This window comes from Desulfothermobacter acidiphilus (genome assembly GCF_052073645.1).
GTDB lineage: Bacteria > Bacillota > Desulfotomaculia > Desulfotomaculales > Ammonificaceae > Desulfothermobacter > Desulfothermobacter acidiphilus.
Window position 1 is genome coordinate 1,029,833 of record NZ_CM125440.1, and the last position, 21,241, is coordinate 1,051,073.

Annotated in this window: 20 protein-coding genes and 1 tRNA gene; 4 read left to right on the forward strand and 17 right to left on the reverse strand. The window is 57.8% G+C overall.

Features of this window, described 5'->3' with window-relative positions:
• Nucleotides 1-3: 3 nt before the first annotated feature.
• The 9 genes from purQ to ACTLLP_RS05290 form a co-directional block, all read right to left on the reverse strand.
• A complete protein-coding gene (gene purQ, locus ACTLLP_RS05250) occupies nt 4-774 on the reverse strand; it encodes a phosphoribosylformylglycinamidine synthase I (protein WP_441057503.1) in 771 nt (256 codons plus the stop codon).
• Nucleotide 775: 1 nt separating this feature from the next.
• Nucleotides 776-3,613, reverse strand: a complete 2,838-nt coding sequence (purL, locus tag ACTLLP_RS05255) for a phosphoribosylformylglycinamidine synthase subunit PurL (protein ID WP_441057506.1) — start codon at nt 3,611-3,613, stop codon at nt 776-778.
• A gap of 135 nt (nt 3,614-3,748) precedes the next feature.
• Nucleotides 3,749-4,012: a TM1266 family iron-only hydrogenase system putative regulator gene (locus ACTLLP_RS05260; protein ID WP_441057509.1), complete on the reverse strand. Its 264-nt coding sequence runs from the start codon at nt 4,010-4,012 to the stop codon at nt 3,749-3,751.
• A gap of 319 nt (nt 4,013-4,331) precedes the next feature.
• On the reverse strand, nt 4,332-5,759 hold the full coding sequence (locus ACTLLP_RS05265) for an ISLre2 family transposase (protein WP_441061658.1): 1,428 nt from the start codon (nt 5,757-5,759) through the stop codon (nt 4,332-4,334).
• Between the two features lie 235 nt (nt 5,760-5,994).
• Nucleotides 5,995-7,191, reverse strand: coding sequence for a (Fe-S)-binding protein (locus tag ACTLLP_RS05270; protein WP_441057512.1), 1,197 nt, complete (start codon nt 7,189-7,191; stop codon nt 5,995-5,997).
• Nucleotides 7,104-8,114 carry an LUD domain-containing protein gene (locus ACTLLP_RS05275; protein ID WP_441057515.1) on the reverse strand — a complete coding sequence of 337 codons (1,011 nt, stop codon included), beginning with the start codon at nt 8,112-8,114 and terminating at the stop codon, nt 7,104-7,106. Before ACTLLP_RS05275 ends, ACTLLP_RS05270 begins: the two co-directional genes overlap by 88 nt.
• A complete protein-coding gene (locus ACTLLP_RS05280) occupies nt 8,111-8,668 on the reverse strand; it encodes a LutC/YkgG family protein (protein ID WP_441057518.1) in 558 nt (185 codons plus the stop codon). The genes ACTLLP_RS05275 and ACTLLP_RS05280 overlap by 4 nt, the downstream gene beginning before the upstream one ends.
• 21 nt (nt 8,669-8,689) lie before the next feature.
• Nucleotides 8,690-10,417, reverse strand: a complete 1,728-nt coding sequence (locus ACTLLP_RS05285) for an L-lactate permease (RefSeq protein ID WP_441057521.1) — start codon at nt 10,415-10,417, stop codon at nt 8,690-8,692.
• 232 nt (nt 10,418-10,649) lie between these two features.
• Nucleotides 10,650-11,375, reverse strand: coding sequence for a FadR/GntR family transcriptional regulator (locus ACTLLP_RS05290; RefSeq protein WP_441057524.1), 726 nt, complete (start codon nt 11,373-11,375; stop codon nt 10,650-10,652).
• A 149-nt stretch (nt 11,376-11,524) separates the two neighbouring features.
• Between ACTLLP_RS05290 and ACTLLP_RS05295 the strand changes: the two genes are divergently transcribed.
• Nucleotides 11,525-12,925 carry an FAD-binding oxidoreductase gene (locus ACTLLP_RS05295; protein ID WP_441057527.1) on the forward strand — a complete coding sequence of 467 codons (1,401 nt, stop codon included), beginning with the start codon at nt 11,525-11,527 and terminating at the stop codon, nt 12,923-12,925.
• The gene (locus ACTLLP_RS05300) at nt 12,922-14,214 is read left to right on the forward strand and encodes a (Fe-S)-binding protein (RefSeq protein ID WP_441057530.1); all 1,293 of its coding nucleotides are present in this window, start codon (nt 12,922-12,924) and stop codon (nt 14,212-14,214) included. Before ACTLLP_RS05295 ends, ACTLLP_RS05300 begins: the two co-directional genes overlap by 4 nt.
• 43 nt (nt 14,215-14,257) lie before the next feature.
• Here the strand turns inward: ACTLLP_RS05300 and ACTLLP_RS05305 are convergent.
• Nucleotides 14,258-14,332: transfer RNA gene (locus ACTLLP_RS05305), tRNA-Cys, on the reverse strand.
• Between the two features lie 102 nt (nt 14,333-14,434).
• On the opposite strand from ACTLLP_RS05305, the gene ACTLLP_RS05310 reads away from it, so the two are divergent.
• Nucleotides 14,435-15,406, forward strand: a complete 972-nt coding sequence (locus tag ACTLLP_RS05310; protein WP_441057533.1) for an ATP-binding cassette domain-containing protein — start codon at nt 14,435-14,437, stop codon at nt 15,404-15,406.
• Nucleotides 15,407-15,438: 32 nt separating this feature from the next.
• Nucleotides 15,439-16,233, forward strand: a complete 795-nt coding sequence (locus ACTLLP_RS05315; protein WP_441057536.1) for an ABC transporter permease — start codon at nt 15,439-15,441, stop codon at nt 16,231-16,233.
• On the opposite strand, the gene ACTLLP_RS05320 is transcribed toward ACTLLP_RS05315, so the two are convergent.
• From ACTLLP_RS05320 to ACTLLP_RS05350, 7 genes are all read right to left on the reverse strand, one after another.
• A complete protein-coding gene (locus ACTLLP_RS05320) occupies nt 16,230-16,964 on the reverse strand; it encodes an ABC transporter permease (RefSeq protein WP_441057539.1) in 735 nt (244 codons plus the stop codon). The two genes, ACTLLP_RS05315 and ACTLLP_RS05320, sit on opposite strands and share 4 nt — an antisense overlap.
• A gap of 12 nt (nt 16,965-16,976) precedes the next feature.
• The gene (locus ACTLLP_RS05325) at nt 16,977-17,816 is read right to left on the reverse strand and encodes an ABC transporter ATP-binding protein (protein WP_441057542.1); all 840 of its coding nucleotides are present in this window, start codon (nt 17,814-17,816) and stop codon (nt 16,977-16,979) included.
• A 2-nt stretch (nt 17,817-17,818) separates the two neighbouring features.
• Nucleotides 17,819-18,862: a magnesium chelatase ATPase subunit I gene (locus tag ACTLLP_RS05330; protein WP_441057545.1), complete on the reverse strand. Its 1,044-nt coding sequence runs from the start codon at nt 18,860-18,862 to the stop codon at nt 17,819-17,821.
• A gap of 87 nt (nt 18,863-18,949) precedes the next feature.
• Nucleotides 18,950-19,339: a 4Fe-4S dicluster domain-containing protein gene (locus tag ACTLLP_RS05335; RefSeq protein ID WP_441057548.1), complete on the reverse strand. Its 390-nt coding sequence runs from the start codon at nt 19,337-19,339 to the stop codon at nt 18,950-18,952.
• Nucleotides 19,340-19,357: 18 nt separating this feature from the next.
• A complete protein-coding gene (locus ACTLLP_RS05340) occupies nt 19,358-20,434 on the reverse strand; it encodes a hydrogenase large subunit (RefSeq protein WP_441057551.1) in 1,077 nt (358 codons plus the stop codon).
• The gene (locus ACTLLP_RS05345) at nt 20,434-20,805 is read right to left on the reverse strand and encodes an NADH-quinone oxidoreductase subunit C (RefSeq protein WP_441057554.1); all 372 of its coding nucleotides are present in this window, start codon (nt 20,803-20,805) and stop codon (nt 20,434-20,436) included. The genes ACTLLP_RS05340 and ACTLLP_RS05345 overlap by 1 nt, the downstream gene beginning before the upstream one ends.
• A complete protein-coding gene (locus ACTLLP_RS05350) occupies nt 20,802-21,233 on the reverse strand; it encodes an NADH-quinone oxidoreductase subunit B family protein (protein ID WP_441057557.1) in 432 nt (143 codons plus the stop codon). The genes ACTLLP_RS05345 and ACTLLP_RS05350 overlap by 4 nt, the downstream gene beginning before the upstream one ends.
• Nucleotides 21,234-21,241: the final 8 nt, after the last annotated feature.

A 21,241-nucleotide genomic window follows, 5' to 3' on the forward strand; every position in this document is an offset into this window, starting at 1 on the left:
AACTCACCCCCTGAGCACGCGCAGGGCGTTGCGAAAGAGTTGGATGCCGGTGGGAGAAACGGGGCCACGACGCCAATTAGGGTGCTGGGAGGGAAGCACCAGGCGCTCCGGGTGGGGCATAAGGCCCAGAATTCTCCCCGAGGGATCGGTAACGCCTGCTATGGCGTGGAGAGAGCCGTTGGGATTGTAGGGGTAGGCTTGCGTGGGCTGCCCTTCCGGGTCCACGTAGCGGAAAGCTACTAAGCCTTGCGCCTCTATGGCGGTAAGAGTGGCCTCGGAAGCGTAAAAACACCCCTCCCCGTGCGCCGCCTGCCATTCCACCGTCTCTTCCCCCCAGTCCCGCGTGAATAACGAAGGACTTCTCTCCACCCTCAGCCGCACCCAGCGGCATTCAAAGCGTCCCCTAGTATTGGGCATAAGTACCGCCTGCATCTTCCCCAGAGTCCCAAAGGGTAGCAAGCCGGTGCGTACCAGCACTTGAAAACCGTTGCATATACCCAGCACCAGACCGTCGCGAGCCAAGAAAGCTTCGATTTCTTCCCGCAAAAAAGAAGTGAGCTCCACTGCCAGGATTTTGCCGGCCGCTATGTCATCGCCATAAGTGAAACCCCCCGGAATCACCATCAGAGGGTAATCGGTGAGTCTTCGCTCCCGACGCCGCAACTGGTTCATATGCACCAGGTGGGGTTGAGCTCCCGCTAGTTCCAGGGCGTAAGCCGTCTCTGCGTCGCAATTGGTTCCGTCCGTCCGCAAAATCAACACCGGCACCCGCACCTTAACCGAAAACCTCCTTGAGCGGCGCCTGATATGCCGCCCGCAATTGTTCTAATGCCACTTCGAAAATGGTTTTCTCCCCCTGGCGAGCCGCCAATACCGCCCGACTCCAGGTACGCCCCAGCACTTGAAAGGGTACCCCATCGAACCAATCCTCGGGCACCGCTCCCTCCCGGAGTTCCAGCACAAAGCAACCCGCCGTCTCGTTAAACAGGAAAAAGTCGGGCCGGGAAGTCGGAGGAAGGAAGAGTTCCGCCCCCAACCCGGAGCCGAAGGCCATCTCGGCCACCGTGGCCCAGAGCCCACCTTCGCTTACATCGTGCGCTGCCAGCACGACTCCGGCCGCGATGGCCTCGTGCACCCGGCGCAAAACCAAGGGCAACCGGCTCAGATCGATGCGAGGCAAGCGAGAAGAAGGAAGCCCGCGGAGCTCGCTGTACACCGACCCCCCCATCTCTTCCTCGTGGCGGGACCCCACCAAAAGCAGTGTGTGCCCCTCGCCCTTGAAGTCACTCGACACCGTTCGCCTCACATCGGGCAGGCGACCGAAGGCCGAGATGCATACCACCGGAGGAATATGTATGACCACTTTATCGCCGCGATAAGTGCTAGAAAGGCTGTCCTTACCGGAAATGAAGGGAAGCCCCAAACGCAAGCTGAAATCTACGCAGGCATCAACCGCCCGGTCGAGTTGAGCCAGAAATTCCCCCTCGGGCACAGGCCAAATAAAGTTATCGATCAGGCAGAGCTCGCTGGGGTCGGCTCCCACGGCCACAGCGTTAGCCACTGCCTCCGTCGCCGCCCATATGGTGCCCCAATAAGGATCCAAGCGGTTAAGGATCGGGTTTAGCCCATGGGAGATAATTAGGGCGTAGGGGCGGCCCAGAACAGGAGTTAGCACCACGGCGTCATTAGGACCGCTTCCGCCCACTCCGCCGTACGGGGGAAGGGCGTTGGTTCCCTGCACCCCGTGATCGTACATCCGGACAATAGGCTCTTTAGAACAAACGTTGAGGTGGCTCAGCACGCGGGCCAGCCACTCCCCATCCCACTCCAGCGGTGGAAAGGCCCATTGAATGCCCCTCATCCCGGGAACCCACTGGCAAGAAAGTGTCCGTGGCGGCAATCCGTGGTGGAGAAACTCCATTTCCATCTCTACCACCCGCTCCTCACCGTAAAAAACGAGGAAGCGCCGATCCGAAGTAAAATGCCCGATTACCGAAGCCTCCACATTGAAATCCTGACAGATTTTCACGAAGTGCTCGACTTGGTCAGGAGCAGTGGCCACCACCATGCGCTCCTGGCTCTCGGACAACAAAATTTCCCAGGGGGCCAGGCCGGAATATTTCAGCGGCACCCGATCCAGATACAAACAGGCACCGGTATCCGCACCCATCTCTCCCACCGCCGAAGCCAGCCCCCCCGCTCCGCAATCGGTTATAGCCCGGATTAGCCCCTGGTCCCGAGCTGCCAGCAAGGCGTCAGCCATGCGTTTCTCCTCGATAGGGTGGCCGATTTGCACCGCCTGCGCGTGCACCTCCAGCGTGCGATCGGTCATGGCAGCGCTGGAGAAAGTGGCACCGTGTATGCCGTCGCGCCCCGTTCGTCCTCCCACCAGCAGAATGACATCGCCAGGAAGCGGTTGGCCCTTAGCCGCCCGCTCGGCCGGTAGGAGGCCGTACGCGCCCACAATTACCGTGGGCTTGGCCCGGAAGTCGGGATGGAAATGAACGGAGCCGTTGTTGGTGGGAACTCCCATCCGGTTGCCGTAATCGCGTACCCCGGCCACCACCCGCCGAAGGAGATAGCGAGGGTGCAGGCAGCCGGGAGGGACCTGTTCTTCTGGAGTATCCGGCGGGGCGAAGCAGAATATATCGGTGGAAGCTATCACCTTGGCACCCTGCCCCGTGCCCATTACATCGCGGAAAACCCCTCCTGAACCAGTGGCCGCTCCGCCGTAGGGCTCGATAGCCGAGGGGGCGTTATGAGTCTCCACCTTGCCGCACACCGCCCAATCCTCGTAGAAAGCCATAACCCCGGCGTTATCCACGAAGGCGGAGAGCACTAGATCATTCCTGCCCACCTTAGCCGTGGCCTGACGCAAACGGGTGAGGAAAGGAGGCTTCTCTTGCCCGTTTACCGCGATGCGCGCCTTGAAGGTCTTGTGGGCACAGTGCTCCGACCAAGTTTGAGCCACGAGCTCCACCTCGGCATCGGTTGGATCGCGGCCCTTTTCGCGAAAGTAATTCTGGATTAAGCGCATCTCTTCCAGATTAAGGAAAAGGCGGTCGCAGGAGAGGGCCAAGAGCTCCTCATCACTCATTCCCCGGAGGGGAATGATCTGAGTACGCCCAGGCTCGCTTCCCAGCCTAAGGGTGGAAGGAGGAGAATGCACCACCCGCTGAATGGTATCATTCACCAGCAAGCGCCGGATCACCAGTTCCAGCTCTTCCTGGCTCATTGCACCGTAAAAAGCGTACTCCCAGCTGGAATCGGCTGCTAGCAACCCGGCAACTCCTAAATCGGCAGCCGCCTTCATGAGCGAGGCCGCCTCCGGGTTCATCACTCCTGGATGATAAGCCACCTCCACCAGCCGAGCAGCCCCGGTAAGAATGGGCTGGTTGAGGGTGTAGCTCTGGAAGACCGGTTCGCAGAGCAATTGCTCGGCCAACTGCCGGGCCTCCGCTTCCCCTACCCCCTCCAAGCGGTAGACCTTGGCCGTGCGAACCGAGTCCACCGAATGGATTCCCAGACCGTGGCGGAGTTCGTGGAGCAGCTCTTCTCCCGCCGGATCGCGCAAGTGAGGAAGGACAGCGACGCGGACCTCTTGCAAAGCCAAAGTTCTCTCGACGCTCCTTTACCGCAATAGCTTTTCGCGATTAATACTTTCCACCCGGAGCAGCAGAACTCCTGCCAAAAGGAAGGGCCGCGCTGCGCGGCCCTTCTAGATCCGGACGTGTTAAGCCAAAGACGGTTAACAAACCTTGAGCCCGGTAGGCACATCCAGCTCCATTGACTTAGCCTTGACTCCGGGTATGGATTGGAGCTTATTTACCAGATTACTGACTTCTTCCGCAGTAGCTTCGCATAGCAGGGAAATAAGACCGCTCTCGCGGCTGGGATAGGGACACCCGTGCCGACAAACGATCTTATCGCTGAACTCGGTCAGCACTTCTTGCACCTTGATCGACTGCGCCTTGCGATTCTCTACCAGCACCCCAATCATGTACACGCCCATCTTGCCTCCCTCCTTCGTGGTAGCATTCCCATTTTCTCCAACAGCGTCACCGCTTATACGCCCCTCCCCTATCACCTCCTAAGCAAAAACCACGAAAGCCAGAGCTCCGCTCCCGACCTTCGTGGTTCGGCATCACGCCTTCAGGCGCAAATTTCTTTTAAACACGCTTAGATTGTAGACGCTTCAATTATAATCCAAAAGCTGTTAATTGTCCATCCTCCTACGGCAAGATGTGTGCGTCAAGAGTTAGTAGGTGAACTCGGAGAGGAAATTTCCTGGAATTTGAGACCACGCCGCCTCAATCCCGCCTCGACCAGGCTCAAGCTAGCTCAAAGCTAGGCCGGCTCAACTCCCGCAGCACATACTTCACCCATGGAGCTCCGGCAGAGGGCCCTTTCAGTGCCGGCAACCCTGCTCTAAGCCAACTCCTCGCTTCCTCTACCTTCCGCTTCACCTCCACCTGCACCGCCTGGGCCAGATGCTCCTGCCCGGCCAGCCTTAACTCCCACCGAGAAGTGTACTTCTCTAGCTCCCCGTTGGACCGCGCCGACAAAACCCGCGCCATCCTGTCTGCTCCTGCCTCCGTCCAGCTCGCTCCTATCCTCTTCATCCGCCACCCTGCCCCGTGCCACACTTGCCCCTCTATGGTCCCCAACCGCTCAGTACCAGGAGAAGTAATTATCCCAGACCAGTTCTCTTTCAAATAGCGCCAAAGCCCCTCTATCCTCTTCTTCCTGACTCCCCGAACTCCCCTCACTGCTTTGTTCAGAACCTCTTCCACCCTCTCCCACTCCCTCGAAGCTATGGCCTGCTTGGCTTCGTTGTAAGTCTCCTCGTCGTGCCAAAATGCCTCTACGAGCCGCCGGTTCAAATGGTAAGGATCCAAAACGTGCACTGCCCCGGGGAAGTAATCTACCCCCTGCTTGGCCCACTCCGCCCCGTCGCTCCCAAGGTATATTTCCTTCACCTGGCCCATGTCCCACCGGCTCGCTACCCCAGAGTAAACTTCCTCCCACATCCTCTCCCCTTCGCCTACACCGCTCATTACCAGCTTGTCCTTTAAAGCCTTCCGTCCACCTCCAACTTCCTCTTTGCCCGTGTAAGCCACAAAGAGTCTTACCTCTTTCCTTTTCTCTTCGCTCCTCTGGAGTCTTATCACCATCCCGTCGGCCTCTATGTAAAGCCTGGAGGTCTTCTCTTTACCTCCGGGTGTCTCTCCCTTCTCAAAAACGGCTTCTCTCCTGGACTCTCCTTCCTGCCTGAGCGCTTCTCCTGCTTCCTGCACGGCCTGCCACACCGCCATGGGGCTGATCCCCGGAACAAGATAGCCTAGAATTTCTGCCGCTCGCCTGAAGGGCATGTCCACCCCTAGCTTCACCGCCATCTCTTTCAAGCGCGGTGTGCACCGGGATCTCTCCGACCAGCCCAAGGCCTGGTCAAGAAGAAACTTGGCTTCCCCCGTTTGCTTGTTCCGGTAAAGCCGCCTCTTTACTTTGAGTTCTCCAAAGCTGGTGACTAAGGTCCTTTCCCTGAACCCCACTACTTCCCAAACTCGCTTGTCCCTCGCGTTCATGAGGTGGGTGTCTATCTCTTGCAGAACCCAGGCGAAAATTCCGAGGGACATTTCTAAAGACCGCCTCTGCACTTCCTTCTCGAGTTGGTAAAAGTCGCGGCAACCGGTGATCAATTCGCTGATTTTTTCTCCAAAAAGAAGGATCTGGTCCACCAGAGGTTGAATATTTGAAATGGTTTGCATCGGACCTCGCTCCTCCTCGCTCCTTCTTTCAGTCCATGAAAGTTGTCTGTGAGGGGCGAGGTCTCCTCCTTCATGAACCTCCTCCGTCACCTACTGAAATTGTACGCTCTCCGGCAAGATTTTTTCAGCGGGGTGGGCACGACGTCCCTTTCGCTTGCGGGAGCACGCCAAGCCCGGTTGCGGAGGCGGCAAGCAACGCCGGGCGCTGATAGCTGCGCTATCAATTTCAAGTAGAGGGATATTTGAGGTTCTCGGCCAGGATGGTGGCCGTGTGCTTGGTTTCGCCAGCGAATGCGCTGCCTATCTGCCACAAACAGCCTGGGCAATCTAGCGCCACCGTAGATGCCCGGCTAGCAGCAATAGCCTGGAGCTTACGGTCCAGGATGGCGCGGGAGAGACCGGGCTGCTTTAAGGTAAAAGAGCCGCCGAAACCGCAACAGAGCTCCGGCGGTTCCGTTTCCACCAGCTCAGATCCCAGCAATCGCAGGAGCTCCCGGGGAGCGCGCTCGGCTCGGAGAGAAAACTTCAGATGACAGGAATCGTGATAAGTCACCCGCTTTCTCATAGGAAGCAATTGAGGCAGCAAGTCCTCTCGGTGTTCCCAGACAAAAGAAGAGAATTCGGTCACCCGGTCAGCCAAAGCTTGAGCACGGATACGCTCTTCTCCCTGCAGGACTTGGGGATACAGTTGTCGCAAAGCCACGGCGCAGGTGGGACAAGCGGTGAGCACCGGCTCGGTGGGAAAAGCAGCGAAAAGCCGGAGGTGATAGCGGGCTAGACGGATTAGACCTTCCGGACGGCCGCTTTGCCAAGCGGGAAAACCGCAACAGCCCTGCTCCTCCGGATGGATTAATTCCCAGCCCATGGCCGCTAGCACCCGGGCCACCGCCTCCCCTAATTCGGGAAAAATATAATCGATCAGGCAACCAGAAAAAAAGAGCACGCGGCCCCGAGAGCTGGCGGGACGGGAAAGAGAGCGAACCCGCTCCCGGAAGGGAAGCGAAGCCAGCGGCGGAAGCGAGCGCCCCCGGGCCAGCGCGGTGAAAAAGGGGACACGATCGATCCTGCCCTCCCTCACCCAGGGACGCTGCAAACGCGCAGCCACCTTAACCGACGCGTGCAAAAGACGCGGGCGGGGCAGAAGGCCATCTACCACCAACCTCGTGCCCGTGCCGAGTCCCTTCTCCGCCACTGCCCGCCGCCGAAGTTCTTGGATGAGGGCAGGAAGATCAATGCCAGCCGAGCAGTATTCTTTACAGCGCTGGCAGCCTAGGCAGAGATCCTGCAGGCGCGTCGCTTCTTCCCAGCTGGTGAAGAAGGCAGTCAGAAGCACGCCTATACCGCCGGTGTAAACCGAACCGAAAACCCCCCTACCTGCTGGTAAACCGGGCAAACGTTGAGGCAAGCGGCGCAACGGACGCACCGCAACGCTTCCCGGAAGACGGGATCGGCGGCCATGCGGCTCCTCCCGTTGTCAAGCAGCACGATATGCAGTTCTTTCTGGAGGTGATAGTTGCCCTCAGGATCCTCGGCGGGAACAGTACCGGTGATCAAAGTCACGTAGCTGGTGAGGTTCTGAGCGGTGGCGCTGCGAGGTAGCACCTCCAGCACGGGCACTATATCGGCCAGTCGCGGCACCAATTTCTCCAACCCTACCACCACCACATGCACTGGTGGCAAGGTGGTGGTCAAGCGCCCGTTGCCCTCGTTGGTGAGAATCACCACGGTGCCCGTTTCCGCTACCGCCAGATTAGCTCCAGATACTCCCATCCAAGCTCCTAAGAACTTCTGGCGCAGTTGCGCCCGGGCGAACTGCACCAGCTGAGCCACTTCCGGCTCCAGCTCCTGGCCCGCCTGCCGGCTGAAGAGCTCGGCCACCTCCTGGCGGCTCATGTGAATGGCCGGCATCACCAGGTGAGAAGGGCGCTGGCCGGAAAGCTGGATGATCCACTCCCCCAAATCGGTCTCCACCACGTCCAGGCCCTGAGCCTGCAAGTAGGAATTGAGGTGGATCTCCTCCGAAGCCATCGACTTGGATTTCACCACCGTCGTTATGCCCCGGGAGCGGGCCAATTCGGCAATATAGGCCCGAGCCTCCGAGGCACCAGCTGCTCGGAAAACCACCGCTCCCCTGCGAGTCGCTTCCCGGGTAAAAGCTTCCGCCAGCTCCTCCATGCGGGCGATGGACTCTGCTTTAATTTCGGCTACCTGCTGGCGCAGAGCTAGAAAATCTCTGCCGGCGTACGCCCTCTCACGCGCTGGAACGTAGCTGTCGGCAAAACGAGTAAGGGCCCAGCTCACGCGGCGGTTAGCCAGAGCTTTATCAACTTCTTTCCGCAGGCTCATGCTCTCTCCTCCCCCAATAACATCACCAGCAAACGTCTCGGACCATGAACCCCGATGGTGAGCACCCGCTCGATATCCGCCGTGCGACTGGGCCCAGAAATCATGGCCAGGTAACCGGGGAACTCTCCCCGCGCTGACCAGTAGGCCAGCGCTTCCTCCAGCGAAGCTACTAGCCCTCGCAAGGGCACCAGAGCTAAATGCATGGGAGGGAGCATGGAAAACAATCTTGCCTCCAGCGCCGTAGCATCGTGGATTAAGGTTCCGGTTGCAGCCACTGCCAACTCGCTCCAGGTGATGCCCAACTCGGCCCGCTCCGCCTGCTCCCTCCGGGTGCCCGTGGTTACTTCGGCTCCCGTTTCCACGATTGCCGAGCGCAAATCCAGTGCCAGGAGCTCTGGGGAGGAAGGCAAGGCCACCCGCTGGATGCCGTTAGACCGTATCAATTCCCCCACCTGGAGCCGAGCAGCTTCCGGATAAGCGGCGTAAAACACCTCCGCCCCTAAAGCGCGCGCCTGAGCCGAAAAGGTTTCCACGAGCTCCGCCTCAATCTTCAAGGCGCTCCCTCCCTCAAACATCTATCTCGCTTGGCGATAAGCCCCTATCCCTAACCCCAGAATAAGCAAGAAAGAACCCGTCAGTAAGACCCACCCCTGCGACAGGGTTCGCACCGTATCCGCCGCCTTAGCTGCCGGCAGCGGTGGTGGAATCACCCCTGGGAAGAAGTAGGCCTGTAAGGTAGCGATGGCCCCGATGACCGCGGCGAAGAGAACGCTATGCAGTATGCAGAAGCGGAAGAGATCGCTCTCCTTGCCGATCAACCCCGTGGCACCGGTGCCTACCGCGAGGTTTTGCAACGAGATCATCTTTCCTGCCACCCCGCCGCTGCTATTGGTGGCAATAGTAAGCACCGGGTTGATCCCCAACCCTTCCGCGGTTATCTGTTGCATCTTACAAAAAAGCGCGCTGGATGAAGTATCGCTGCCAGTAATCACCACCCCCAGCCAGCCCAGGAAAGCCGACATCAAAGGGAACGCCATCCCGGTCACCGTGAAGGCGCGTCCCAGAGTGGGAGTCATGCCAGACCAATTGGCCACAAAGGCAAATCCGAGAACCGCGGCAATAGTCAACAGAGCGAAACGCAGATCCTTTAACGTCTTGACTAAAACCTCCACAAATTGCCCCACACCCACTCGCAGGACAATGGCACTCACAATGCTGGTGAGCAAAATAGCGGTGCCCCCCGCGGAGAGCCAGTTAAAATTGTAAACCACCGCCAGGGGCTTGCCGCCAGCAATGATAGCTTTGTCCAGACCGGTAAAAACGATTTTGAGTGTGACCTTGTCCAGCAAAGCCTTCACCGGCTTTAAGCCCCAGTCACTGATAAGGATGGTCAGCACGATGAAAGGAAACCAGGCGCGAAAGACCTCGCCTGCCGAATAGCGCGCGCGTGATAGAAGCGCTGGGGGCTCGTCCGGGAACCTCCACACCGTCCGGGGCTGCCAAAACCGGAGCAGAACCACCAAAGCCACTATGGAGACCAGCGCCGAAGCGATGTCCGGCAGCATAGGAGTCATGTAGTTGGAAGTGAACCACTGAGTAAGAGCAAAAGAGAGCCCGCTCACCAAAATGGCCGGCCACACCTCTAGCGATTTGCGCCAGCCAGCCATGATAAAGACCAACCAGAAGGGGAGGAAAACCGAAAGCAAGGGCAATTGCCGCCCCACCATTTGGCTAATCGACATCTCATCGATCCCGGTAACCGCTCCGGCGGTGATAATAGGGATACCAATGGCTCCGAAAGCCACTGGAGCCGTATTGGCGATGAGGCAGATACCCGCGGCGTAAAGGGGATTGAAACCTAATCCGGCCAGCATGGCCGCGGTGATGGCTACCGGCGTGCCGAAGCCGGCTGATCCTTCCAAAAAAGCGCCGAAGGAAAAGGCGATAAGAAGCGCTTGCAGGCGTCGATCTTCCGTAATGCTGGCGATAGAACTGCGGATGATCTCGAACTGACCGGTTTTCACCGTCAAATTATACAGGAACACCGCCGTGATCACGATCCAGCCGATGGGGAAAAGACCGGTCAGAACACCGTAAAGCGCCGTCAACCCCACCATATACCCCGGCATCCCGTGAAACCATAAAGCCAGCAAAATCGCCAGCAGTAAGGTGATCAATCCGGCTACATGCCCCTTCACCCGCCAGAAGGCCAGAGCGCAAAAAAGAAAAATGATAGGCAAAGCATCGACCAGAGCCGACAACCAAAGATTCCCCAGGGGATTAATCACCTGCGTCCAGGTCACCCTGTAGTTCCTCCTTCCTTCTCTAACTCGCGTTAACCCTTTTCAAAACCCCAGCCAGCGAATAGCGAATAGTTAGATTAGCTTTCACCCCCAATTAATGCCAAAGTTCGGTCATCATATGGCTAAGTGATCTGACCACTACATCCTTCGACAAGCAGGAGCAGAATCCTCTTCGCCAGAGCTATTTTTTAGAGGAGATTTAAAGAAAGAGAAGACTTAGGAAAGGTCAGCTTTAGGAGTGGCGTAGAAGACGGGTCAGCTCTACCTCTACCTTCCACAAGTGCTGATACATGAGATCGCGGGCGCGCACTTTGTCATGGGCAGCTACAGCTAAAAAGATCTCCCGGTGCTCTTCGAAGAGACGCTGCGTAGTGCCAGCCGTGGCTGAAAGCCAAAGAGCCCGAGTGACGCGCAACGTCTGGCCGATGATCTCCTGGATAGTGCTCATCAAGCTGCCGATTAAGGGGTTGCCGCTAGCTCGAACCAGGGTCAAATGAAAGCGGAGATCCAACTGCGCCGCCTTTTCCCCCTCACCCTGGGGCAGAATAACCTCCATTTCTTCGATAATTTGTTCCAATTCCCGCAGGAGCTCCGGCGAACAGCGCTCAGCTGCCAAGCCCGCTGCCTCTACCTCCAGAGCCTTACGCACTTCCAGAATGTTCTGCACCTTATCCTTCTCCAGCAGCAGGATAAAGACCAGCGGTTCGATCACCGCATTGGCCTCCGGGCGCTTGATGTATATTCCTTCCCCATGCTTAATCTCCAGAATACCGGCCAGGTTAAGAGCGGATAAAGCTTCCCGTACCGAAGCCCGGCTCACCTGGAGTTTTTCGGAGAGTTCCCGTTCGGTCAAAAGCTTATCACCTGGAACCAATTGCCCTTCTAGAATTAGCGTCTTTATCTGCTCCAGGATACTTTCTGAAGTACGCCTGGTTTTCACTGGCTTAAAACCCTTCATAAACCTCGCCTTTCTCCTTGTTAATTTTGCTAATAACTGATTAGATTATACCACAAGGGTCAGGGACGGCAGGAAAAAGGCGAGGGGAAATCGAAGAGATCTATAGTGGTCATACCACCAGATAACTTAACCAAAGGGCGGGGGAAAACATGAATAAGCAACTGGCCCTGGCTGCGCTGCGCCAGGAGTTAGGAGAAACCAATGTCGTTACCGACCCGGAGGAGCTCCTATGCTACGGTTACGACGCCACTCCCGATCTACCCGAAGGGAAACCAGACGTAGTGGTAACGCCGCAGACCACCGAGCAGGTAGCGCAAGTGCTAAAAATTGCCCGGCGCTTCCGCCTGCCGGTGTATCCGCGTGGAGCGGGTACCAATCTCAGCGGAGGTACCGTCCCGCTTCGCGGTGGCATAGTGCTCTGCACCGTAAAGATGAACCGCATCCTGGAGATAGACCCGGTCAACCTCACTGCCACGGTACAGCCTGGGGTAATTATCCAGGAACTCAATCAGGCAGTCGCACCCCACGGGCTTATCTATCCTCCTGATCCAGGTACAGTGGCCACCGCCACCATGGGAGGAAGCGTAGCCGAGTGCTCCGGTGGACTCCGTGGTCTAAAGTACGGGGTAACCCGAAACTACGTCATGGGGCTGGAGGTGGTACTGGCCAACGGCGAGGTTCTACGGTGCGGCGGTAAGACGGTAAAAAACGTCACTGGGTACGACCTAGTGCGACTTTTCACTGGCTCCGAAGGAACGCTGGGGGTTATCACCGAGATCACCGTGCGCCTTATCCCCGCTCCCCCCTGCCGAGAAACCATGCTGGCCGGGTTCGCGCAGTTAGCCGATGCCGGCAATACCGTGACCCATATCATCCAGCACAAGGTGATCCCGGCCACTTTAGAAATCATGGATCGGGTAACAGTGGAAGTGGTGGAGAGCTATGCCCGCATCGGCTTGCCCACCGATGTGGCAGCGCTTTTGCTAATCGAGATAGATGGGATACCGGAAGTAGTGCAAAGGGAGGCGGAAACGGTACGCGAAATTGTGCTCCGCAACGGGGGCTGGCTCCAAACTGCTGCCGACGATGTCCAACGGGAGAAGCTATTAGCGGCTAGAAGAGCGGCGTTGCCGGCCTTGGCCCGAGTCAAGCCCACCACTATCCTGGAAGACGCCACCGTGCCCCGCAGCGAAATAACCACCATGCTCTTGTCCATAGAAGAAATAGCCTGCAAGTACCGGCTCACCATCGGCACCTTTGGGCACGCTGGCGATGGCAACCTCCACCCCACCATTCTGGCGGATGCCCGCGACCCGGAAGAAATGCAACGGGTGCGAAGCGCGGTGGAAGAGATCTTCCGCGTGGCCCTCTCTCTGGGAGGAACGCTCACCGGCGAGCATGGTATCGGCATCGCCAAGCAACGATTCCTGCCCTGGGAAATGGGAGAAACGGGCCTCTGGGTGCTACGACAAATCAAACGAGCGTTAGACCCGGACTACCTTCTCAACCCGGACAAGCTTGTCCCCCAGGAAGGAGGGGAAGCAAATTGACGCGGGCCCTGGAAAAACAGTCCGCACTGGAGGAAACACTGATAAAGTGCATGAAGTGCGGTAACTGCCAAGCTGTATGTCCCATTTACCAGGAGTTGAAATTAGAGTCGGCAACCGCGCGGGGCAAAATCCGCCTGGCCCACGCTTTACTCCGTCAGGAACTCCCCCCCACTCCGGCCATGGCCGAACGCTTCGACCTTTGCCTGACCTGTCTGGCTTGCGAATCGGTATGTCCCAGCGGCGTTAAAGTGGGAGAAATCATCCTAGCCTCTCGCGAAATCCTGGCGAAAAAGCGCCAACCGCCGCCAGTGAAGCGTGCGCTTTACTTTATCCTGCGCCACCCGCCCACCCTGCGCCGGGGAACTCAAATCGCCTCTCGCCTACAAAAGTTAGCTTTCCGCTCCTTGCCAGGGGAGCGGATGCAGCCCCGCTTCCCCCTGGGGCTAGATAAGCAGCGCGTATTTCCAGCTCTGGCCCCTCGCAGCCTGCTCGACTCGGTACCGGAACAGCAGCCGGTGGATCGGCCGGTAGCCAGGGTAGCCCTTTTTGCCGGTTGCCTTATCAATTACCTCTTCCCCAGCATCGGGCTGGCCGCCCTTTACCTCTTACAACGCCACCGGGTTGAAGTCCTCATACCGCCGGGCCAGCACTGCTGCGGTGCACCGCTAATTTACGGGGGCGAGATGGAAGCCGCGCGGGAAATGGCCCGCTCACACGTGAAGCTTTTCTCCTCGCTGGAGGTCGATGCCATCCTCACCCTTTGCGGCACCTGCGGCGAAGCCTGGCAGCTCTTTTACCCTCAACTATTGCGAGACGATCCCAACTACGGAGAGAAGGCGAGTTCACTGGCGCGCCGCTCCGTTGACATAGCTCGTTTTCTCCATCGGCTGCCGTTAAATCAGGAGCTCATCCGCCCCCTTAACCTGACCGTCACCTACCACCATCCCTGCCACCTGGGACGAGGGCTGGGAGTGAAAGAAGAGCCGCTGGAGCTCCTGAGCAAAATCCCGGGCCTGCTATACCGCCCTTTGCGGGAACCAGAGCGTTGTTGCGGCAACGCCGGGGCCTTCTCCCTCACCCACTACCCCCTTTCCCGCCGCATCTTATCTTACAAACTAGAAGATATAGCCAACACCGATGCCCAGGTGGTGCTAACCGGGTGTCCCGCCTGCCGGATGCAACTTCTGGACGGTATCACCCAAAAGGGTATGCCGCAGGTGGTTTGGCACACGGTGGAACTCTTGGCTCGCGCCTGCGGCTTCGAGAGGCGCGGAAACGATAAAAAATAGGGCTGGGTTTTTCACTTTAGACCCAGCCCCTGTCTTTTTCCCCTGGAGGCGGCACCCGGATTCGAACCGGGGAGTCACGGCTTTGCAGGCCGTTGCCTTACCGCTTGGCTATGCCGCCTTGCGGCTTAATTATAAGCCATCTTGACGCCCAAAGGCAAGCTTTTTATAATTGGAGGGAGATACTTAATTAATTTAATCAATGGGCAAAGAGGCGAGTTAAGTGGCGCCGATCATCGAAGTCTGGGACCTGGTTAAAGACTATGACAAGGTGAGAGCGGTGGACGGGGTTTCGTTCACCGTGGAGGAAGGAGAAATCTTCGGCTTTCTGGGCCCCAACGGAGCTGGCAAGTCCACCACCATCAAAATACTTTGCACCCTGCTGCCGCCTAGTGGAGGAGTGGCCCGCATCGCCGGCTACGACGTGGTGCGCCAGGCCGAGCAAGTGCGCCGGCATATAGGTATCGTTTTCCAGGATAACTCACTGGATGACCGCCTGACCGCCGCCGAGAACCTCTACCTGCACGGCCTGCTCTACGGTCTACCCCGACAAGAAATTAAGCGGCAGATGGATGAGGTTCTGGAGATGGTGGATCTGTCCGCTTGGAAAAAAGAGGTCGTGCGCAGTTTCTCCGGAGGGATGCGCCGCCGGCTGGAGATAGCCCGGGGCCTCATGCACCACCCTCGTCTTCTCTTCCTGGACGAGCCCACGGTGGGGCTGGACCCTCAGACCCGGGCCGCCATCTGGGAGTACATCAAACTCTTGCGCCAGGAAAAGCAAATCACCATCTTTATGACCACCCATTACATGGATGAAGCGGAGAATTGTAGCCGCATCGCCATCATCGACTTCGGCCGCATTAAAGCCCTAGACACGCCGGAAAATCTTAAGCAACAACTGGGTGGAGATATGATCACCCTGGTACCCGCCGAGGGAGTCGATCTACTTCCCATACTGAAGGAGCGTTACGGCTTAGAGATAAAATCTACCACTGAGGGGCTGTGCTTCCAGGTGAGCGACGGAGCCAGCTTTATTCCCCAGCTAGCCTCCGATCTGGGCCTGCAGATACGAAGCATATACTTGCGACGCCCCACCCTGGACGACGTCTTCCTGAACCTGACCGGACGCGCCATCCGGGAAGAAAAGGCTTCGGCCACCGAGCGCCTGCGCTTTAGCACTCACCGGCGCCGGTGAAACGGGCATGATTAGAAGCGAGGTGGACCGCAATGGGAACAGCTTTGAGGACGATCTATACCATCTGGTATCGGGAATGGCTCCGCTTCTGGCGGGACCGCAGCCGCCTTGTAGGAATGATCGGGCAGCCCTTGCTTTATTTCCTCATCGTAGGGCAAGGGATCTCGGCCGCCATGGCCTTTCGCGCCGCTCCTCCGGGAGTGGAGTTGAGCTACCTGCAATTCATGTACCCTGGCATTCTGGCCATGTCGGTCCTATTTACTTCAATTTTCTCTGGGATTTCCATCATATGGGATAGGGAGTTCGGTTTTCTTAAAGAGGTGCTGGTAGCTCCTGTTCCCCGCTGGGGTATCGCTATGGGCAAAGCGCTGGGATCCAGTACCGTGGCTCTTTGCCAAGCAGCCATTCTGCTGGCCTTGGCCCCGCTGGCTCAGATCCACCTTAACCTCCCTCTAATAGGCCAGTTACTATCCGTGCTATTCCTTATTTCGCTGGCCATAACCTTCTTGGGGGTAGCCATCGCCAGCCGCATGGAAACCATGGAGGGTTTTCAAATGATCATGAACTTCTTGGTAATGCCACTTTACTTTCTCAGCGGCGCCATGTTCCCTCTGGCCAATGTCCCCGAGTGGATGGCAGCTTTGATGCACTTCGACCCCCTGACCTATGGAGTGGATGCTCTGCGCCACCTGATTTTCGCCGGAGCTCCACCCCAGGCGCTGACCTTTCTGGTCCACTTCGCCCTGACCACCGATCTCCTGGTGCTGGGTGCTATGGTTCTGGTTCTGGGCGGCCTCGGTTCCTGGTTTTTCAGCCGCCAAATCTAATCTTGGCAGTGCCGCACCGTGTAAACCGCCAGGGCGAAGAAAAACAAGGAATAAGCCAGTAGAACCGCTAGCGCTGTCCAGGGAAAGGGGCCATGGGAGGCGAGTTGGCGCAGAGCCAGGTTGGTGTGAGTAAGAGGGAGCAACTCGATGAGTTGCCGCACCCCCATCGGGAGCTTAGAAGTGCTAAAAAAGGTGCCACAGAGGAAGGACATGGGCATGATGACGAAGGTGGTAAAGTTGGCCATGTCCTCGTGCGAATTGATGGTCATGGCCGCCACCACTCCTAGAGCGCTGAAGAGAAAACAGGTGAGAAAGAGCACCAGCAAAAAGGCTGCCCCCAAGGGTAAGTGAGTTCGGAAGAGCAACGCCAGACCTAGGATGATTAGAGCGGCCAGCAGGCCCCTCAGAGTAGCGGCTAGCACCCGGCCCATTACGAAGGAGAAGGTACTCACCGGAGCTATGAGATACTCTTCCAGCGTCTTATGGTATAAGCGGGCCATGTTCAAAGGGGTGCCCGCGGCTCCAAAACTGGTAGTCATAGCACTCAAGGCCACGATCCCGGGGATAACGAACTCCAGATAGCTTCCCTGGGACATTTGCACACTCCGCCCAATACCCCAACCGAAGGCAATCAAGTAGAGCAAGGGGTTGACTAACCGAGAAGCAAAGAATTTCCAGAAGCCCCGCTTCAATACGATCAACTCTCGCCACAAGACAGCGTAAAAATCCATCCGACGTCCCCCTCAGTCTCTCACTCGGCGGCCAGTGAGCTCAATGAAAACATCTTCCAAGTTAACCTCTCGGATAAGCACCGTGCCGGTCAACCGGGAAACCTCTCTTGCCGCTTCCTCACGACTGTTATAGAAGCGGTAGTGGAGCTCTCCGTCCGAAAAGCTTTCCACCACCACCCGGCCCAGCCGCGCCTTGAGTTCGGTCGGTGCCCCCAGAGCGATGAGACGGCCGTGATCTACTATCCCTACTCGGTGGCAAAGAATCTCCGCCTCCTCGATGTAATGGGTGGTGAGAAGAATGGTTACACCCTGATGGTTGAGTTGTCGAATCAGCTCCCAGATCTTGCGCCGGGTCTGCGGGTCTAGCCCCACCGTGGGCTCGTCCAGGAAAAGAACGCGGGGACGATGCAGAAGGGCGCGGGCTATCATCAAGCGGCGCTTCATACCGCCTGACAGTTGAGGGATAAGGGCCTGACGGCGACCAGATAAATCTATAAACTCCAGGAGTTCCTCAATGCGGTGGTGCCGTTGCTCCCGGGGTATCCGGTGCAGGCGTCCGTGTAACTCCAGGTTCTCCCACACGGTGAGTTCCTGGTCAAGGTTGATGTGCTGAGGCACCACCCCGATCATCCTTTTTACCTGCTCGGACTCGCGGCCCAGGTGGTGGCCGGCCAGGAACACCTCTCCCGACGTAGGTCGAGTAAGCATGGTAAGTATGCGGATAGTGGTGGTCTTACCCGCTCCGTTAGGACCTAGGAGGCCGAAAATCTCTCCCGCGGCTACCCAGAAGGAAAGACCGTCCACGGCCCGGATATTACCGAAAACCTTGACCAGTCCCTCGACCCGGATCATCCTTAACCCCGAACCCGCTGCCAGGTTTCCGCCAGTTGCACTACCTCTTCCTCCATGGGTTCGAAGGGGCGTCGCCGCCGCCGATGCCGGAAAACCAGTGGGGCAGTGGCCAGAATATCCTCTTCCTCAACCTCGCAGCGCCCGGCGTAGGCCGCGTGAGTTTTGGCCGCTTTCATCAGCACGAGATCGGCCCGGTGCCCATCCACTCCCATTTCCACCGCCAGGGTAGCAATGCGCAAGAGCATCTCGTCGCTGATACAGACCCGGGAAAGAAGAGTTCGCGCAGCCACGATGCGCCGGCGGAGTTCCTCTTGCGCCGGCTCCCATTGCTGACAAAACGCTTCCGGATCTTCATCAAAGGCTGCCCGCCGCTTCACGATCTCCACCCGCGCCACCGGGTCCCGGACGCCGGTTACATTAACGCATAGACCAAAACGATCCAGGAGCTGGGGACGCAACTCCCCTTCCTCCGGGTTCATGGTTCCCACCAGAAGGAAGTGCGCGGGGTGGGAAAAGGAAACGCCCTCGCGTTCCACCGTGTTGACTCCCATAGCGGCCGCATCTAGCAGCACGTCCACCACGTGATCGTCCAGGAGATTGACCTCATCCACGTAAAGGATACCGCGGTTGGCCTCAGCCAGCACCCCGGGCTCGTAACGCTTCTCCCCCTTCTTAATGGCGTGCTCTAAGTCGAGCGTGCCCACCACCCTATCTTCGGTAGCCGAAACCGGCAGGTCCACCACCTTCATCCGCCGCGTAGCCACCGGAAGCTCCTCGCCCCGGCGATGGCGCTCCCGGCAATCCTGGCACATGGTGGACACATCTTTTGGATCACAACCAAAGGGACAATCGGCCACCACTTGGAGCTCGGGTAGAAGGTCAGCCAAGCCCCGCACCGCAGTAGATTTAGCGGTACCTTTTTCTCCCCGGATCAGCACTCCACCCAGCCGGGGATTGATAGCATTGAGAATGAGGGCCAGCTTCATTTCCTCCTGACCCACCAGCGCCGCAAAAGGGAAAATCTTACATGCTTTCGCTGCTGCCAAACCCTGCTCCCTCCCCGCTCAATTCAATTTTCAATTAAAAATAAGGGCACCGCTTCCCCACCGGAAACGGTGCCCGAGATAACGAACTCAGGAAGCCACCCACTCGCTCCAATGCCAGTTAGGAATTTCTTCCACACTGACCCGCTTGCGATAAGCAGGAGCTTCCGGCTCCGTTTCCAAGTGCAGCGCCCCGTAAGGGCAAGCCTCCACGCAACTGCCGCACGCGATGCAGCGGAAAGAATAATACCGCCGCAACCAAATGATGGCGTAGTCCTCTCTGCTGGTATCCCAAGCGGTATCCAACTCTATGGCCCGAGCGGGACAGATGCGCTCGCATTCGCCGCAAAACTCGCACCGCTCTGGAGCAAAAACCAGTCGCCCCCGCGAGCCAGTGAAGAAAGTCCGCCGCTCATCAGGGTAATGCCGCGTCACCGGACCACGTAACAAGTTGCGCAGAACCACCCCTACCATCCTCATCGGCAACACCACCCCAATTTATCTTTCTGTGCAGGCCACGCACGGGTCAATGGAAAGGGTAATCACCGGCACATCGGCCAACTCGCAGCCCGGCAACATCGCCAACAGCGTGGGAACGTTAGCAAAGGAAGGCGTACGCACCTTGAGCCGCTGGAGATGGGGCGTACCGTTACCCCGGCAATAGTAGATAACTTCCCCGCGCGGTTGCTCCGCCCGGTGAAAAGCTTCTCCTTCCGGGTTCTTTTCTACGGGCACGTTGATTTCCCCTGCCGGCAGGCGGTCCAGCGCCAATTGAATCAACTCCCAGGACTGCCAGACCTCCCGCGCCCGCACCATCATCCGCGCGTAGCAGTCGCAACCGTCCTCCACCACCGGTTCAAAGCCCAATTCACCGTAAGCAGCGTAACCATCCATGCGGGCGTCGAAAGCCCAGCCGCTACCCCGGACGGTAGGTCCCACGGCTCCTAACTTCCAGGCCACGTCTTTGGGAAGGAGACCCTTACCCCAGGTGCGGCTCTTGATGGTGCGATCGTGCTGGAACACCGGGAAAAGTGGAGCATAGATCTCGCGAAAGCGCTGCAATAAATCGCGAACGGTGTGAATCTGCTCCGCAGTCAGGTCGCGCCGGACCCCACCCACCACCGAAGTGGATTGGATGATACGGTGACCAGAAGTGAACTCGGAGATATCTAACACCAACTCCCGGGCCCGCCAGCACTGCATAAAAAGACTTTCTAGTCCGAAGCCGTCGGCGAACAATCCCAGCCACAAAAGATGACTATGCATCCGGGAAAGCTCCGCCCAGAAGACTCGCAAATATTTGGCTCGGGGAGGGACCTCGATCCCCATGACTTTCTCCAGCACTTCGCAATAGGCTTCGGCGTGGATAAAGCTGCAGATACCGCAAATGCGCTCGCAAAGGAAGACGTTATTCTTGTAAGGGTTGAGCTCGCAAGCCTTCTCTATTCCCCGGTGCATATAGCCGATACGCGGCTTCGCCTCTACCACTTTTTCGTCTTCGCAGGTTAAAATTAACTGTAGCGGCTCGGGCAGCACCGGATGCTGGGGACCAAAAGGAAAAGTTACACGAGCCATCACCGCTTCACCTCGCCTGGTTGAACCACCCGGAGCAGGGGATGACGGGGGCTCTCGTCGGCCAGAAGCATCCGGTCACCGAAGTCCAACACCATACCTGTGACCTTAAGCCCGGTCATCTCCCGCATCTCGTTCTCGCCCAGCACCGCTCCCAGCAATATAGGAGAAATACTGGGGACCTCCTCTTCTTTCCCAACTCGCAGCCGTAGGTTGAGGGAATCAAGCCCCAGTTGGAAATTGTAGATCACCTCGTACTCTTCCCCTGCGTCGAGGCAAATGGTCGCTCCCAGCCGAGCTCCCTCCGCAACCAAGCGGCGGACCTCAGTTAGGAGCTGCTCCTTCTCGATTTGGTAATCGTTTATAATCTTCATTCTTCCACTTCACCTCGCAACCTCTTGAGCGCTAGCACCACGCCATCGATAATGGCCTCTGGCCGGGCGGCGCAGCCGGGAACGTACACGTCCACGGGGATCACTTTGTCCACGCCACCCATGACATTGTAACAGTTGTGGAAAATGCCGCCGGTGCAAGCGCAAGTACCTACGGCAACCACCACTTTGGGATCGGGCATCTGGGCGTAAAGGTTTTGCAAAACCTTGTAGTTACGCCGGTTAGCCGGCCCGGTAACCAGCAAAATGTCGGCGTGCTTGGGATTGCCCATATGCAGGATCCCAAAACGCTCCACATCGTAGTAGGGCGTTAGGCAAGCCAGGATTTCGATGTCGCAACCGTTGCAGCTACTGCCGCAAAAATGCAGCAACCAAGGAGATTTCACCCGCGCTTTGGTCAAAAGACCCATTGCCAACC